Raw genomic sequence first — 13,829 nt, forward strand, 5'->3', positions numbered from 1 at the left:
CCTAACCGACGAACAACGCGCCGAGAACACCGGCCACGCCCAGTCCGATAGCACCGGTCAGCCACCAGCCGGCCTTGCCCATGAACTCTTCACCGCGACCGCGCTGGTGAGCGAAGAACAAGCCGATGAACAGGACCATCAGGCCCAGCACGGCGAGGGAACCACCGATGATTTTCGTCCACATCAGAACGGTGTCCAAGCCGTCCTGGACCTCTTTGGGCAGCGGCTTGGCCTCGGCCACGACGGTAGTTGCAACGTTGGCGAGCTTGGTCATAACGGTCATTTCATTTCTCCTTTAATCGTTGAAAGTGCGGTGCGGACCTTTTCCAGGTCCTTCGCAGGTACGTCAGTGAAATCCGACAGGGCGGAGCGTTTTATCAGCAGGCCCGGCACCCAAGGGACGGGTACCAGGGGAACCGCGCCGCCCAGAACTTTGAGTTCGTTCTGGATCAGTCGCGGTATGCGTCCCGGTGCGGCCGGGACGATCAGGACCGCGCTGAACGCGGCCCGTCCATGGGCAGCAATGGCAGCCTTGGCCGCGTCGATGCCATGAAGACTTGCACGGGCGACAAGCACGGCCGGTTCGCCAAGAGCGGGGAGCTGCTGGCCGTGGTCAGCGCCATCGAGGATTGAGGCCCATGCCGTGGCACCGGCCCCGCCGTGGGCGGCCACGAAAGCGACCGGCTGTTCTTCGGCCGACGGTGAAGGCTCAGGTTCAGGCGCAGCGGCTTGGACTTCCGGGGCGATGCTTTGCGCGGCTGTGACCCACGGGCTCACGTTCTCGGTTTTCTCGGTCACGGTCATAGCCCACGAGCCACCGCAGCTGCCGCCCGCAGCCACGCCCTCCGTGTCGCCGGGGCAAGCGCACCGTAACGAATCTGGCCCGACTTCAGCGCTTCATCGAACGGCACCACCACCACGTCCCGGACGTAGGGGCGGAACTTCTCTGCCGTCTGCTGAGACAACCGGGTCTCACCTTTTTGCATCTCAGAGACGATCACGACCGCGTTAGCTGCAAGCGCAGCTGAGCGTTCGCCTTTCAAGTCCAAGCCCTGCAAAGTCAACAGCGCAGCCTCTACCCGGTCCTCTACGTTCGTCGTGGGCACCACCAGCTGATCGGCGTGATCGATCATCCTGATCCACTCAGCGCTTCGGTGGTTGTTGCCCGAGTCCATAACGATCATCCGGTAGTACTTGGACACCACCCGGTGCAAGATATCGACCTCTTCAGCGGTGACTTCGTGTGTACCGGCCACGTCCGCATCAGAGCGCAGCACGTCGTATTTGTCCGTGCTCTGGTGGTGCACGAACGCGTTGATATCGGCGGACTGGGCCGTGGGCGAAAGCAGCGCGTCGGCGGCCGCGATCACGTCCAGAGCACTTCGGGAGTGGTCTCCCTGCTGGGTCCGCCACCCCAACGTGCCCGTGGTGGGGTTGTTGTCCCACGCCACGACACTGCCACCGTTACGGCCAAACACGGCCGCAAGATCGGCAACCGTGGGGGTCTTATTCGACCCGCCTTTTTGGTTGGCAACAGCAATCGTCCGGGTACCGGCAAAGTGCTTTGACGCCAACCGGATATCTTCACGTTCGCTCAGCTCGTCCTCCGACGGTGCCAACGACATACCCAGGCTGTTCAGCCATCCACGGATACCTTGGGCGGCCGGTTCGACCGTGCTGGGAGCGGCGAGGAAGCTGCTGGCTTCCCTGATGGAACGGCGAGTGGCCGGTGCTTCTACCGGTGCCGCTGTGCCAGCTGCCGCAGCGGGGCCCTTGGTGACCGTCGTCGTGGCTGTCGACGGCGTGACGGTGGTTGTCGCGGCCGGGGCCGAGGGGATGCGCTCAATGATCCGGCTGGCATCTTCGGGGACTGCCTCAGGCTGTTCTTCCTCAACTTCCCCGACTGGCGAGACAACCAAATACGACACCCCGCTATCGTCCATGGACGTAACCCGAACCGGGCGGCCGAGCGTGGCCGCTTCTCCGATGACGCGCTTCATGAGCGCCTGCCGCAGATCGTTCACGTCCGGGGCTTCGTAGGGGTGTTCTTCCCCGTTGATTTTCAGGACGCCGGTGTTGTCACCGTTGATGATGGCGCTGATCACCGGTTCCGGCTGGATCAGCGATTTTTCGATGGCCATGGGCCTACCTCTTTCTTTTCGGAGTGGTGACGCTGCTTAGGAATCTTTGGGGGCGACACGGGTAATGAGCCACGGTTCCTCCTGCCCGCTTCGATGGAGGGACAGGACCCATGGCCCGTCGTTGGTGGCGAACTCGGCCATAACGGACATGGGGTTTCCCTTCTCCCGGACCAGGACCGGTCCGGACAGGATTTTCCGGACCGGGATGCGGCCGGGATCGATGTACTGCGCGGATTCTTGGTAGTCAGCGCTCATATGCGGCTGAAGAGCGTTGAACCATGCCCGGTCCGTCAGGTCCGGGCGGGCGAACTTACCCATCAAGTCAGCCGCCAAGGCTTTGACCTTCTGGTCCGTGGCCGCGTCCCAGGTCACGACAGGAACGCCGTGATCCTCCGAATGGTCCTCGTGACCGTCCACCGGGATGCTCGTCGTGATCGAAGGTGTTGGTGCGGTGTCCGAGGCCGGGGTGGCGCAGCCAGCCAGGGCGGCGGCCGCGACAGCCAGGACAAGTCCGAATCTGTTGATGCTCACTAGAAGTTCACTCCTTGTGCTTTGAGGATCGGGGCCGGGTCTGTGCTCTGGTTGATCGGAATCATGGGGTTGGGCAGCGCGCCGGGGAAGAACTCCATGTGCAGGTGGCGGCCGGTCACGTTACCCGTGGCCCCTTCGGTGCCCAGCGGTGTCCCGGCAGCGACGACGTCGCCTTCCTTGACCTTCACCGACCCGGCTTCCATGTGGTAGTAACCGATGGTCAGCTTGCCGTCAGTGGTCTGGCCCGTGACGCCGGTACCAAACAGGCCGTCAAGGTTCCTGACCTTGACGATCTTCATATCCGTCACGGCCACGATCGTTCCCGGCCCGCCTGGGTGTACGAAGTCGATCCCGTAGTGGAAGTTGGCCAGCACACCCCCCGCAGTGCCCGGAGGGGCCGGACGAGGCCCGTAGCCGCTGCTCATGGTCGCACCGGCCATAGGGTGGACCCACTTGCCGGACAACTGCCCTACGACCGCGCCCCCGGTGCTGGGGCAGGCACCGGAGGCGTCAATGCCCGCGCCAGCTTCCCCGCCCAGAGCCTTCACAATCTCAGCTGCAGGGGCACGGAACTGCGCGTAGTGGTCCTCCACGGTGTTGCGCTGCACCCGGTGAATAGCGGTACTCGGTTCCAGCTGCTCCCACCCGGAAACCTTCGTCAGTGCCTTGAAGAAGTTTGTCGCGCTGGTGTGGGGGTCCATGCGGTCCGCATAGGAACCCCAAGCCCCGTTATCGCGCTGCTGGAACAAACCACGGGAGTCAGGGCCAGCTGCATCACCGTAGTCAATGACCTTCAGGGTGGACTCACCAATGGCTGCCTGCACACCCAAGATTTGCGCGGCCGCAGGCAACCCGAGGTCTTTCGCTGCCTTCATGATTGCTGCCGCGTTCTCCAACTGCTTACCCGAGAAAGCCCCCACCTTGGCAGGGATACTCCCCACGGCAACGCTGGTACCGCCCACCCCGCAGGACGCGGCTGCCTTGGCACCACCGGTGCCCAGGAACAACATCACAACCAGGACAGGGGCAAAAAGAAACGCCGCTACAGCCAGCACAGCGGCCGATGAACTTTGCTTCACGGGCTTACTCCGCGCCAGTGCTTCCGCGTCCAGGAATCGGCCCTCCACAACGGCCCGGCAGCCTCCACCGTCAACACCACATCAGGACGGCGCACACGCAACACCACACCCGGACGGCCATCTTCGAACACATCAGCGGCACGGTGGGAAGTCAGTAGACCATCAGCCACCAAACCATCGATTACAGAGCCAAGCGACTCGCCCAAACCTGTGCGGCGGGCCAGCTCGGCCTCATACGTCACGCACGCGGCCCGACCCTCAACGAACTCCCGTTCATCGGCTATTTCCAGAACCTCGGACAACACCCGTGCCTGTTCGGCCGGAATATCCAGACCGGCCACCCATGATCGGAAAGCCTTACGCCTCCGTGTCGCCCGGTCCCGAAGGCGACCGTCCATGGCCCAGTGCGTGCCGAACGGCAACAACGTAGTCATACTCTGTCCTCCCCCTGGAACATCGTTTCCATACCTAGCAGCCGGCACCGACAAGATGACGACTGTATAAATTCGATAGACCGCGCCATTGTCCCCGGATTCCCGCGAAAGCGCTTGTCACAAAGCCCGACGGTGAGCTACTTCACTAAGGGGAAATCCCCCAGCAACCCAAACCTATCAATTTTAAATTCATAGTTCCACACCTACATGATTTAATTTCTTAGTATGGGTCATATGAAGCGATGCGACAGAATGAACTGGTGCCCAAGTATGTTCGCCCCTCGACGCCAGCCCCGGCCAGGACCGAAGCGGCTTTAGCCATGCTTGGAATCAACCCGCTGCGCACAGAGATAATCCGCTACTTAGCCCAACACCCTGACGGCGGAACGTCCGGTGATATCGCGCGTGCTATCGGCGCCGAATACCGCACTGTCTATGGGCATTTGCGGCAGCTTGAAGAGTCGGGCGGCGTGGTTACAGAGGGTGACATGGGCAAACGCAAGGGGCAATGGGTGATCTATCGGCTGGACCCGCAAGCGGTAGCCAAAGCCCAGGAAGAGTACCGGCTGTACACGGCCGGAAATTAAGATTCAACGACACGCGGAGCTTATCTCCCACTTAATCCTTATTCTTAAGGCTATTTTCGTGGCATGGCTACGAGACGGCGGCGGCATCGCGGAACGGCAATGGACAACGTCCAGCTGAACACCCTCGTCCCCCAGGAAGACAAAGACTTCTTCTTCTCTGTGGCTGACCGCATGGGCGTATCAACCGGCGAAGCCATGGAGCGGCTGATAGCCCATCTTCGCGACGAGACTGCGCCCGACGGCCTACCGTCCTGGTTCGACCGTTCAGAGCTACCGGAGGCACTGCCTATCGCAAAGGCTAGCTAACGAGGAAGGCCCGCACTAGGCGGGCCTTCAGAAGTATTCAGTTCAGATCAGAAATCTTGGCGGACGACGATCTGAACTATTTCGAAGCTTCCTCTCACGAGGACGCTCCCTTTGTTGCAACCTTCGAACGAAAGGTCTTGTCCCCCTTATGTTACCGGTCATTGCACCGGCGTCAACGCACGCGCCGATCCACATCACCCCTCATGTCACAGGCGTCACTCCTGCACCCGACGAGGCGGTCACATACAAGCCCTGCCGGGTAAGCAGGTTTCAGGAGACCAACAAGAAGCACGTGAAAGCAGCGGTGCCCAAGGGCTCCATGCGCGCCGCTCACGGCCTTTACCAGGCACTGCCGACCTTGAAGCAGGATGAGCGCCTGGCGCTGCGCACCAAGCCCTTCCAAGCCCGTTTGTTGGCGTTCTTCGAAAAGTTGATTTCCTTGGCCGACTACAACACCATGACCGTCCGCGTGCCCTGGGGCGGCCGCGACAAGGCCTATGGCGAGGCAGACGCCCGCCCAGGCTTGGTCGAATGGTTGGGCATCAGCCGGCGTACCGTGGCCAACTACCGCCAGCTCCTGGAAGAGTGGGGATACTTGGGCACGGTGGCGTCGGGCCGCTCAGCTGAGAAGGTCAGAGAGAAGACCGCCGAGGGCAACGAGCTGCCCGTCTACGTCATCTGCATCCCATCCCCGCTGAAAGCCGTTCCGGGTCTGCCGGCGGAAACGGCTGTGGATGAGATTTGCACCCCCACCGCCCCTTCAGGGGTGGTTCAATCAGGCGTTAAAGGTAATTTAACCCATACACGCGAGGAAAAGCCTGAAAAAGGCCACGGCTCCGCCGTGCAACCTGATCCAGGCGCCGCAAGCGGCGCAGTGGCCGCCACCGGGACACTTCGTCCGGGCGCGTACTGGCATCCTCATGCGACGACAAAACGCCGTGGACAACGTTGGGCTGCGGCCGAGGAAATCCGTACCCGATGCTTCGCCCTCCGCCCCCTGTCCAAGAAAGACCTGGCTAGCGTGCTCCGGCCTTGGTTAGTCGCCGGGTGGACCGTCTCCGACGTGCTCAACGCCTTCAACAAGATGCCTGACGGCACGGACTGGCCCCACGACGGCGTACCGGTTACAAAGAACACCCAGCGGCTACGAGGCTGGGTTCTGCACCACCTGCGCGCGTGGACCGTGGAGGGTGAGCCCATGCGCTCCCCCGACCAGCGACGAGCCGCACGCCACGAGGAAATCCTCCGCCAACACGCCGCTGAACAGCGCCGCATCCTGGAACGCCAGGCCGAATACGCCGCCCGGCTCGCAGAAGGACCATCCCCCACCGAAATCCGCGCCAAAGCACAAATTCGTTCCCTCTTTGCTAACAACCGCCGCCACCGGCCAACTACTGCCTGACACCCCTTAGCGTGAGTGTCGTTCTAGTTCGAAACCTTTAGTCCGCCAACCAACCCCACAGGAAGCCCACAATGCCGAAGAGTAAAGTCCGCAAAAGAATTGCCAATCGCCGACAGGCGCCACAACAGCTGGCAACAGAAGAAGCACTGATCGTGCCCGTCTGGGACTACCCGGACTGGGCGGACCTGATCATCGAAGACGAGGGCGGCACAGAAAATGAGGCCTTCCACGCCCTCCTGTCGATGCCTGTCAGCTTCTGGAACCCCGATCGCACCGAGGTCCAGGTTCACTATCCCTTTGTACTCGCAAGGCAGGCCGGCCAGTCTTTGAAGGAGTGGTACAACGCCATCATTGACCTCTATGAAGCAGGCGGCATCGCATGGGACGAAACAGCTAAAGCGCACTACCTCACCGAGCTCTCTGAATCATTGATCTGATTCGAACTCCCCCAGAAGCAGACCGCGGGGCCCGCGCTGACGCCCAGTGTGGACCGCTTTGAGATTTATCCTCCGGTCTCCACCGGCCCACAGTGGGGACAGCGCAACGACGCGGACTGTTGAATACCTATAGTCGGGGATCCGCCGGCACCAGGTCACTGCAGCAGCTCAAAACCCCTAGAACACGCGGAATCCGTGAATCTGGCCGGAAACCCGCTGTGTAGGACTCCTACAACCGGACTAGTCTCCCATGGTCCAAGCCGTGGCGTTGCCGTGTCCCCTGCCGTCCGGGGCTGGGTTTTTTCAGCCGGGACGACACACATCTACGGTGCGGGGCCGGGCTTTCGCGGGGACAGGAACCAAGACCACGGGGTCGGGTTCCAAGGCGCTCAGGGGGCTACCAGCGAGCTACTGACGGGGATCACCACAGCCGGGAACGGCGACCATCACCACCACCACACGCGGCGGCCGCCGAAGTCGACGCAGGGCACCACAAAGAATCCAAGAAAGTTCTAAAAATCTCCTAGCGGGGGTTGGACAAAAGTTCCTAGGGGGGATAGAATGGAGATAAGAAAACAGCCCATACCGAAGGAGCCGGAAACATGGCCACCGCCACCAAAACCCGTAAGACCGCCGAAGAACGCAAGGCTCAGGCCGAAGCTCTGCAAGCCCAGCTCACCGCCAAAATCGAGTCCTTCACCAGCTCGGATGAGTGGATGAAGTTTCTCGCTTTCGCCCAGGCGTTCCACGCCTACAGCCTCAACAACGTGATTCTGATCCTCTCTCAGTGCAACGTGGCCAGCCGTGTTGCAGGGTTCCGCAAGTGGCAGGAACTCGGCCGTCAGGTCCGCAAAGGTGAGAAGGCCATCAAGATTTTTGGCTACAGCACCAAAAAGGTCACCGAGACCAACGAGGCCACCGGCGAGGACGAAGAGAAGACCGTCGTACGCTTCCCCATCCTCTCGGTATTCGACATTTCACAGACCGACCTCATGGAAGGTGCCGAGGACTACAGCAGCCCCGCCCAACGCCTCACCGGCTCCGATGATCTGGGCATCGTCGCCAAGGTCACCGAGTTTCTGACAGCTCGCGGCTGGACCGTCACCCATGAAGCGATCCCCGGCGAGGTCAACGGCTACACCACCACCGACGGCACACGCCGCGTTGTGATCGACGCGGACCTCTCCCCCACACAGGCAGCCAAAACCGCCATCCACGAAGCCGCGCACGTCATCTTGCACGCCGAGGAAGACCACACCGAATACGTGGCACACCGTGGCGTCAAGGAAACCGAAGCCGAAAGCGTGGCCTACGTCATGGCCGGAATGCTCGGACTCGACACCAGCGCCTACAGCGTCGGCTACGTCGCCGGATGGGCCAAAGCCGATATCGAGACCGTGAAAGCCACCGCCGCCAACGTCCTCCGCGCCGTCCACGAACTAGCCGAAGCACTCGACACCGACCCCGAAGAAGACGAAGCCGCCTAGAACGGCCCGGGGCGGCCCGGAAGGGCCGCCCTACCGAAAGGAGAAAACATGTTGCAGCTCGAAGGCCAGGGCGAACTCTTCGCCATAGCGCCGGAGCCACTGATCTACACCAACGGAGAAACCCCCACACACTGTGTGAAGTGCCGCGAAAAGCTCACCATGGCCTACGAAGGCGCGGGAGGCAAAGGCTACCGCTGGGAGAAATGCCAAAAATGCTCCCGGACACCAGACCCAGAATTCACCCGGAAACTACGCGAGGTCGTACAGGCCGCACGCGAAGCAGCAGAGGACGAATAGGGACCAGCGACGGCGGCCGAAAGGTCGCCGGTGCCGGGTCTCACCGCTGGCGGTCCGCCGTCCTGGCCGGCTGCCGCCGTTGGTCACCAGCGGCGGACCGCCAACCGCGCACCAAGGCGGAGCGCCGGGGTGCGGGCGGCCAACCCCCAATGCCGGGGCCAGCTCTCGCATATGCGTCAGTCAGCGGGCGGCACAACAAAAGGAGGAGCCGATGGCCCCTCCTTTTGCTTGTCCAGAAACCTTGGGGGAATAAGGACAAACCCACCGTAGCAACCGACCCTGACAAAACAGCGCGAAAGTCCCCCATGGTCCAAGGCCTATACCGGCGCCTCACCCAAGTACCTGGTCAGCTTTCTTTCAGCCTTGACGACACACATCTACGGTGCGGGGCCGGGCGCAGCTGGTGACAGGAACCGTGAGCGCGTGGCCGGGTTCTAAGGCGCTCAGGGGGCTACCAGCGAGCTACTGGCGGGGATTACCACAGCCGGGGGCGGCGACGATCACCACCACAAACCAACGGCGGCCGCCGAAGTCGACGCAGGGCACCACAAAGAATCCAAGAAAGTTCTAAAAATCTCCTAGTGGGGGTTGCGTAAAAGTTCCTAGGGGGGATAGAATAGAAGTATCAAGAAGCCCACCGGAAGGAACCGAAATGCTCACCGAACGCACTACCGATACCGGCACGACGATCACCTTTGATCACACCGACAAGTGGTTCCAAACCTTCGAAGACCCAACGAACAACATTCTGAGCGGTGATTACGTCGCCGCAGGCGGTACCGGCCGCCAGCACTTCTGGATCGACAAGGAAACCCTCAGGGCCTACGTGCCCAACGCCATCAGTTTCGAGTGAAGGAGCACGCCGTGATGCGCCGATGCATTGCCCTGGTCATTCCCGCCCGACTCAGCGAACCGGTCACGGCCACGGCCCAGGACGTACGCCACGGAACGCTTGAAGCCCTCTACGGCCCCCTCGACTGCATTGTTAGCGGCGACTGGCAGGTTTACCTCCGGGCCGACAGCGACAACCATCACAACAACCTCCGGGCCACGCAACTACTCCGGGAAACCGGCCTCTATCTTCCCGAGGTCGCAGGCACCGCGATCTATCTGGGACGCGCAGAGCACGGGACAGACACCGACGCTCCCGCCCATCTGATCCGCCTTGCAGAGAGATTATTCGACACCCGCCTACCAGCGGCCGAACTCGTCTAGCCCGCAGCGGTGGCCGGAATCAAACCCGGCCACCACCGATCCCCCGAAGGAGCCGGAACCATGACCATCACCATTTACACCATCACCGACGAGAACACCGGCCGCGAATGCACCAATTGCACCGCCACCAAGAAGGCCCTGGACCGCAAGGGGATCACCTACCAAAGCCGGGAGATGACCGACGTCGAGCGGGAAGCCTTCAGAAAGGCCGGCCATCTGGCCGCCCCCGTCGTTATCACCGACACCGACACGTGGGCTGGGTTCCGCCCGGACAAGATTCTGACTCTCACCGCCAAGGAGTCCTGATGGCACTGACCAAAGAACAGGCCGAGAAGATCAAAGAACGCGGCCGCATCGCCTCAACATCATGGTGCTGTACCGGCCCGTTCCCCTTGGAAGGCTGCCCCGACTGGCAGGACCACTGGCACGCAGATTGCACCCTCTGTCACTGGACAGAGAACCCCCGGTTCTGGGGGCCGACTCCCGAAGACGCAGCGGCGCTACTGATCGAACACCTAGACCAGGAACACCCCGCCTTATGGACACACCCAACACTTTTCTAAATCCCCTCATCCACACAAAGGAGAGACCATGTACAACCCCTACCTTGCCGAAGCCACAGCACTGCTCACCGAAGCCGCCCAGGAACTCCCCGAGGACGCCACGGCGGCCGCCGCAATCAAGGCCAACATGGCACAGGCCTACGCCATCCTTTCGTTGGCGCAGGAAGTCGCCACGGCAAACGCAGCCAAAAACGCAACGGCAAACAACCTCTAGTTTCTCCTAGCCCCCCTTGCAATTGACATGTAAGGGGGGCTAGAATAGAGTTATGAAGGAAATCAAGAAGAAAGAAGCCGAAGCGGAACTGACCAAAGCCGGATGGAGCATTATTCGGCAATCGGGCAAGCATGACGTATGGGCCTCGCCGGATAAGGCAGTTACCGTAGCTGTCCCCCGGCACAAGACCATCAGCCCCGGAGTCGTCCGGCAGATCGCCAAGGCACTGCCGACCACCCCAAGCGGCTGGCAGTAGCCTTCCCGGTAGGGGCCGAGAGGCCCCTACCGGCCTACCCGCCCGGCAGTATGAGAGGAAAAAATGACCATCAAGCGAAAGCTCGAAGCCGTTGCCCACAAAGAGGGCAAGTGGTGGGAAATCCATATCCACGAGCTTGACCAGGTGACCCAAGCCAGCAGGGCCAAGGATATCCAGGACATGGCAACCGACCTTGCCGCCATCGTGCTCGATCTTGATCCTGATGAGGTCGAAGTGAACGTAACCCTACGGGCACCGGATGAGGTCCATCAGCGCTGGGTGCAGGCACGGGAAGACATTGAAAAGGCCCAGGAACTCTCTGCCAAGGGGGCCGCGGAATCACGCGCCGTCGTCGCGGAACTGAGCCAGCATTTCACCATTACCGAAGTAGCCCGCATGCTCGGCATCTCCACCCAGCGCGTCTCCCAGCTCAAAGCCAAGAAAGCGATCGAAGCATGAAAGCGGCAAGAATCACCGCAGCCGTCGCCGGGACTCTGCTGCTCGGAGCCGCCCTTGCCGGGTGCGTCAGCCCCACTCCCCCACAGCAAAGCGCGGCCGCGCCCTCACCGGAACTGCCAACCCCCACCAAAATCACCGGCCCCGACAGTCGCGAGGACTGCACCAGCTCACTGAGGAAATCACTCGAAGGACTCGAAGATCCCGATCGGATTACTATCCGCTGCGCCGGGACGACGATCACCGTGGCAGGGAACTTCAGGGACCGCTACACCAACGCATACGACCCCAAAGCGGCCCAGGATATCGAGAAGGTCATCGTAGTAGGCGGAGAAGTACGGGCATGGGTGCGCTACGGGGATGCCACCTGCCTCATCATCCACACCCCAGGAACACCGCCCGTTCAATGCAAGCCCACCCAGGAACAACAGGCCGAGAAGTCCCCGACTCCCGGACCGACCGTGCAGCCAACGCCGACAAGCACCAGCTGAGACCCAAGGAGAACCGAAGCTATGACACAGAAGATCATCCCCGGAGGCACCGAAGGCCGCGCCATTGCCGGGAAGTCCCCCGAGGAACTGGAAACGCGAAGCCAGGAGTACCACGAGGACGTTGAAGCCATCAGGGACGCGATCCTGCGCCAACTCGGAGCCGGAACCGACATAGGCGAACTCATCTACGCCGCAATGCTCGAAGCCCAGCGGGAAGTAGCAGACGATTACGACCTCCTGGACAACCGCCCCGGCTCATGGGAATCAGCCGGCCTTGCCTCACTGATGGAGAGCGTCCACGCCCAGCTCAACACGGAAGGCAGGTAGGGAGACGTGTACGCGAAAGCACTTATCCCGGCTGGGTCCGGCATCCCCGCGATGCCACTGCTTATTGCCGGTGTTGACCAGCTGCCCGCACTAGTCGCCTATTTGAAGGCAAATGGATGGCTGGACGCCGCCGGCGGGACGGTCCGGCCCGGAAACGGCGAACTGCGGATAACCACAGCACAGCGCCTGGAACTGATCATCGGCGGCGAAACCATGCTGGACGACACCAACCCGGCAAGCCCTCCCGGCTGGTGGAACGCCGTCGAAGCAGCAGGCAACAAATGTTTTGCCCTACTGTCCCAAGCGGGCAGCGTCGATCTTCGCGGATCAACAGGAATAGACCTACAACGCTTGCTGGACCAGCCCGGCACACTCTACTGGGCCAGCGTCCCCGTCAACGTAGACCCCCACTAGAAGCTATGCAACCAATCCGCAACCAACTAGAAACTGATTTGGTTGCAAACTAGTTGCGAACCACAATGGATGCGCAAACAAACCACGTTGCAACAACATTGCAACCGAAACCAACGTTGTTCTAACCTTCAACTAGAGCGCAAGCGCTGAACTTGCCCGGCTCGAACGGAAAGGCCCCATCTCATGATTCTCACTATTGGCTCGCTCAAGGGCGGCTGCTCGAAATCAACGCTGACCGTAAACCTCGCCGCCGAGCTAGCCCGCCAGGGCAAGAAGGTGACCGTTGTAGACGCAGACCGCATTGCCAGCACCACCAACTGGATAGCGGACAGGGAAGAACGCAGCCCTGATCTGCCCTCAATCATCGGTGTGCAGAAGAAAGGTAATCTTCGCGCAACGCTCTTGGACCTCGATGAGGCCGCCGACTTCGTGATTGTGGACACGGGTGGGTATGACTCACAGGAACTCCGCACGGCGGCCACAGCCTCCGATGTGCTGGTTGTCCCTATGAAGGCATCGCCATTGGATTTGGACACTCTGCCTGCATTCGTCAAAGTCATTGAAGGCATCCTGGACTTCAACGCCGAACTGGCGGTCCGTGGACTGTTCACACAGGCTTCAACCCATGCCATGGATAAGCGGTTGGACGAGTCCCGCGACATTCTGAGTGACTACCCAGAGATTCCGCTGTTCCAGACGACGATTTACCAACGCAGTTCCTACATGGACGTCATGCCCGTGGGCAGGGGAGTCGTGGAATGGACTGACAGCAAGGCCAAAGCAGAGATTCAAGTACTCGCCCAGGAGCTGATCAACATTGTCTAATGCACGTCCCACCCCGAATCGTCGGCGCCGGGAAATCGACCCGGAAGAAGAAGCCCGCATCGAGGCCTTTGCCCAGCAGGCCGAGACCCTACGGCCAGCACAGCCCGAACCTGAACCGCAGGCGGCCAAAGCACCAGCCCCCATTCATGCTGAGCGAAGCACCCAGCCCGCGAAGGCACCCAAGGACAAGTCCTACACCTTCCGCATGACCGAAGACACCCTGAATGAACTAAGAGACGCGGCCGCCGAGGAAGACCGAAGCATCCAATGGGTGTTCGACAGAATTCTCCTGCCTGCCATACGCAACCGACGTGCAACCAACTAAGTTGCACTCAGCAACTAAGCGAGCAGAGGAAGGGCAGCGATG

The 13,829-nt window shown here is 61.2% G+C and carries 24 protein-coding genes; 18 read left to right on the forward strand and 6 right to left on the reverse strand.

Annotated features, from left to right (window positions below):
- Position 1 precedes the first annotated feature (1 nt).
- Genes ABHM97_RS21295 through ABHM97_RS21320 form a run of 6 tightly spaced genes read right to left on the reverse strand, consistent with a single transcriptional unit; the run spans position 2 to position 4,185 of the window.
- Positions 2-283 carry a hypothetical protein gene (locus ABHM97_RS21295; RefSeq protein ID WP_349472147.1) on the reverse strand — a complete coding sequence of 94 codons (282 nt, stop codon included), beginning with the start codon at positions 281-283 and terminating at the stop codon, positions 2-4.
- Complete coding sequence (locus tag ABHM97_RS21300) at positions 280-798, reverse strand: hypothetical protein (protein ID WP_349472148.1); 519 nt, start codon at positions 796-798, stop codon at positions 280-282. Before ABHM97_RS21300 ends, ABHM97_RS21295 begins: the two co-directional genes overlap by 4 nt.
- A gap of 2 nt (positions 799-800) precedes the next feature.
- A complete protein-coding gene (locus ABHM97_RS21305) occupies positions 801-2,141 on the reverse strand; it encodes a MinD/ParA family ATP-binding protein (RefSeq protein ID WP_349472149.1) in 1,341 nt (446 codons plus the stop codon).
- A 36-nt stretch (positions 2,142-2,177) separates the two neighbouring features.
- A complete protein-coding gene (locus ABHM97_RS21310) occupies positions 2,178-2,672 on the reverse strand; it encodes a hypothetical protein (protein WP_349472150.1) in 495 nt (164 codons plus the stop codon).
- Positions 2,672-3,751 (reverse strand): M23 family metallopeptidase, encoded by a 1,080-nt coding sequence (locus tag ABHM97_RS21315; protein ID WP_349472151.1) that lies wholly within the window; start codon positions 3,749-3,751, stop codon positions 2,672-2,674. Before ABHM97_RS21315 ends, ABHM97_RS21310 begins: the two co-directional genes overlap by 1 nt.
- Positions 3,748-4,185, reverse strand: coding sequence for a hypothetical protein (locus tag ABHM97_RS21320; RefSeq protein ID WP_349472152.1), 438 nt, complete (start codon positions 4,183-4,185; stop codon positions 3,748-3,750). Before ABHM97_RS21320 ends, ABHM97_RS21315 begins: the two co-directional genes overlap by 4 nt.
- Before the next feature lie 242 nt (positions 4,186-4,427).
- Here ABHM97_RS21320 and ABHM97_RS21325 point away from each other — a divergent pair, with 242 nt between their 5' ends.
- From ABHM97_RS21325 to ABHM97_RS21410, 18 genes are all read left to right on the forward strand, one after another.
- Positions 4,428-4,772: an ArsR/SmtB family transcription factor gene (locus ABHM97_RS21325; RefSeq protein ID WP_349472153.1), complete on the forward strand. Its 345-nt coding sequence runs from the start codon at positions 4,428-4,430 to the stop codon at positions 4,770-4,772.
- Between the two features lie 63 nt (positions 4,773-4,835).
- Positions 4,836-5,078: a hypothetical protein gene (locus tag ABHM97_RS21330; RefSeq protein WP_349472154.1), complete on the forward strand. Its 243-nt coding sequence runs from the start codon at positions 4,836-4,838 to the stop codon at positions 5,076-5,078.
- A 292-nt stretch (positions 5,079-5,370) separates the two neighbouring features.
- Entirely contained in the window at positions 5,371-6,480 is a 1,110-nt protein-coding gene (locus tag ABHM97_RS21335; protein ID WP_349472155.1) for a hypothetical protein, read from the forward strand.
- Between the two features lie 71 nt (positions 6,481-6,551).
- Entirely contained in the window at positions 6,552-6,917 is a 366-nt protein-coding gene (locus ABHM97_RS21340) for a hypothetical protein (protein WP_349472156.1), read from the forward strand.
- 602 nt (positions 6,918-7,519) lie between these two features.
- Positions 7,520-8,404, forward strand: coding sequence for an ArdC-like ssDNA-binding domain-containing protein (locus tag ABHM97_RS21345; RefSeq protein WP_349472157.1), 885 nt, complete (start codon positions 7,520-7,522; stop codon positions 8,402-8,404).
- 48 nt (positions 8,405-8,452) lie between these two features.
- The gene (locus ABHM97_RS21350; protein WP_349472158.1) at positions 8,453-8,701 is read left to right on the forward strand and encodes a hypothetical protein; all 249 of its coding nucleotides are present in this window, start codon (positions 8,453-8,455) and stop codon (positions 8,699-8,701) included.
- 652 nt (positions 8,702-9,353) lie between these two features.
- A complete protein-coding gene (locus ABHM97_RS21355; protein WP_349472159.1) occupies positions 9,354-9,554 on the forward strand; it encodes a hypothetical protein in 201 nt (66 codons plus the stop codon).
- Positions 9,555-9,565: 11 nt separating this feature from the next.
- Positions 9,566-9,916, forward strand: a complete 351-nt coding sequence (locus ABHM97_RS21360) for a hypothetical protein (protein WP_502921318.1) — start codon at positions 9,566-9,568, stop codon at positions 9,914-9,916.
- 60 nt (positions 9,917-9,976) lie between these two features.
- Positions 9,977-10,222 carry a glutaredoxin domain-containing protein gene (locus ABHM97_RS21365; protein ID WP_349472160.1) on the forward strand — a complete coding sequence of 82 codons (246 nt, stop codon included), beginning with the start codon at positions 9,977-9,979 and terminating at the stop codon, positions 10,220-10,222.
- Positions 10,222-10,479, forward strand: coding sequence for a hypothetical protein (locus ABHM97_RS21370; RefSeq protein ID WP_349472161.1), 258 nt, complete (start codon positions 10,222-10,224; stop codon positions 10,477-10,479). The genes ABHM97_RS21365 and ABHM97_RS21370 overlap by 1 nt, the downstream gene beginning before the upstream one ends.
- Before the next feature lie 28 nt (positions 10,480-10,507).
- Positions 10,508-10,693, forward strand: coding sequence for a hypothetical protein (locus tag ABHM97_RS21375; protein ID WP_349472162.1), 186 nt, complete (start codon positions 10,508-10,510; stop codon positions 10,691-10,693).
- A 52-nt stretch (positions 10,694-10,745) separates the two neighbouring features.
- Complete coding sequence (locus tag ABHM97_RS21380; RefSeq protein ID WP_349472163.1) at positions 10,746-10,949, forward strand: type II toxin-antitoxin system HicA family toxin; 204 nt, start codon at positions 10,746-10,748, stop codon at positions 10,947-10,949.
- 63 nt (positions 10,950-11,012) lie between these two features.
- A complete protein-coding gene (locus tag ABHM97_RS21385; RefSeq protein WP_349472164.1) occupies positions 11,013-11,408 on the forward strand; it encodes a hypothetical protein in 396 nt (131 codons plus the stop codon).
- Positions 11,405-11,896 (forward strand): hypothetical protein, encoded by a 492-nt coding sequence (locus tag ABHM97_RS21390; protein WP_349472165.1) that lies wholly within the window; start codon positions 11,405-11,407, stop codon positions 11,894-11,896. The genes ABHM97_RS21385 and ABHM97_RS21390 overlap by 4 nt, the downstream gene beginning before the upstream one ends.
- 21 nt (positions 11,897-11,917) lie before the next feature.
- Positions 11,918-12,223 (forward strand): hypothetical protein, encoded by a 306-nt coding sequence (locus ABHM97_RS21395; protein ID WP_349472167.1) that lies wholly within the window; start codon positions 11,918-11,920, stop codon positions 12,221-12,223.
- A 6-nt stretch (positions 12,224-12,229) separates the two neighbouring features.
- Positions 12,230-12,637, forward strand: coding sequence for a hypothetical protein (locus tag ABHM97_RS21400; protein ID WP_349472168.1), 408 nt, complete (start codon positions 12,230-12,232; stop codon positions 12,635-12,637).
- Positions 12,638-12,820: 183 nt separating this feature from the next.
- Positions 12,821-13,462, forward strand: a complete 642-nt coding sequence (locus ABHM97_RS21405; RefSeq protein ID WP_349472169.1) for a division plane positioning ATPase MipZ — start codon at positions 12,821-12,823, stop codon at positions 13,460-13,462.
- Positions 13,455-13,787: a hypothetical protein gene (locus ABHM97_RS21410; protein WP_349472170.1), complete on the forward strand. Its 333-nt coding sequence runs from the start codon at positions 13,455-13,457 to the stop codon at positions 13,785-13,787. Before ABHM97_RS21405 ends, ABHM97_RS21410 begins: the two co-directional genes overlap by 8 nt.
- Positions 13,788-13,829 lie beyond the last annotated feature (42 nt).

Origin of the sequence: Paenarthrobacter sp. CAP02 (assembly GCF_040137855.1) — a bacterium.
Lineage (GTDB): Bacteria > Actinomycetota > Actinomycetes > Actinomycetales > Micrococcaceae > Arthrobacter.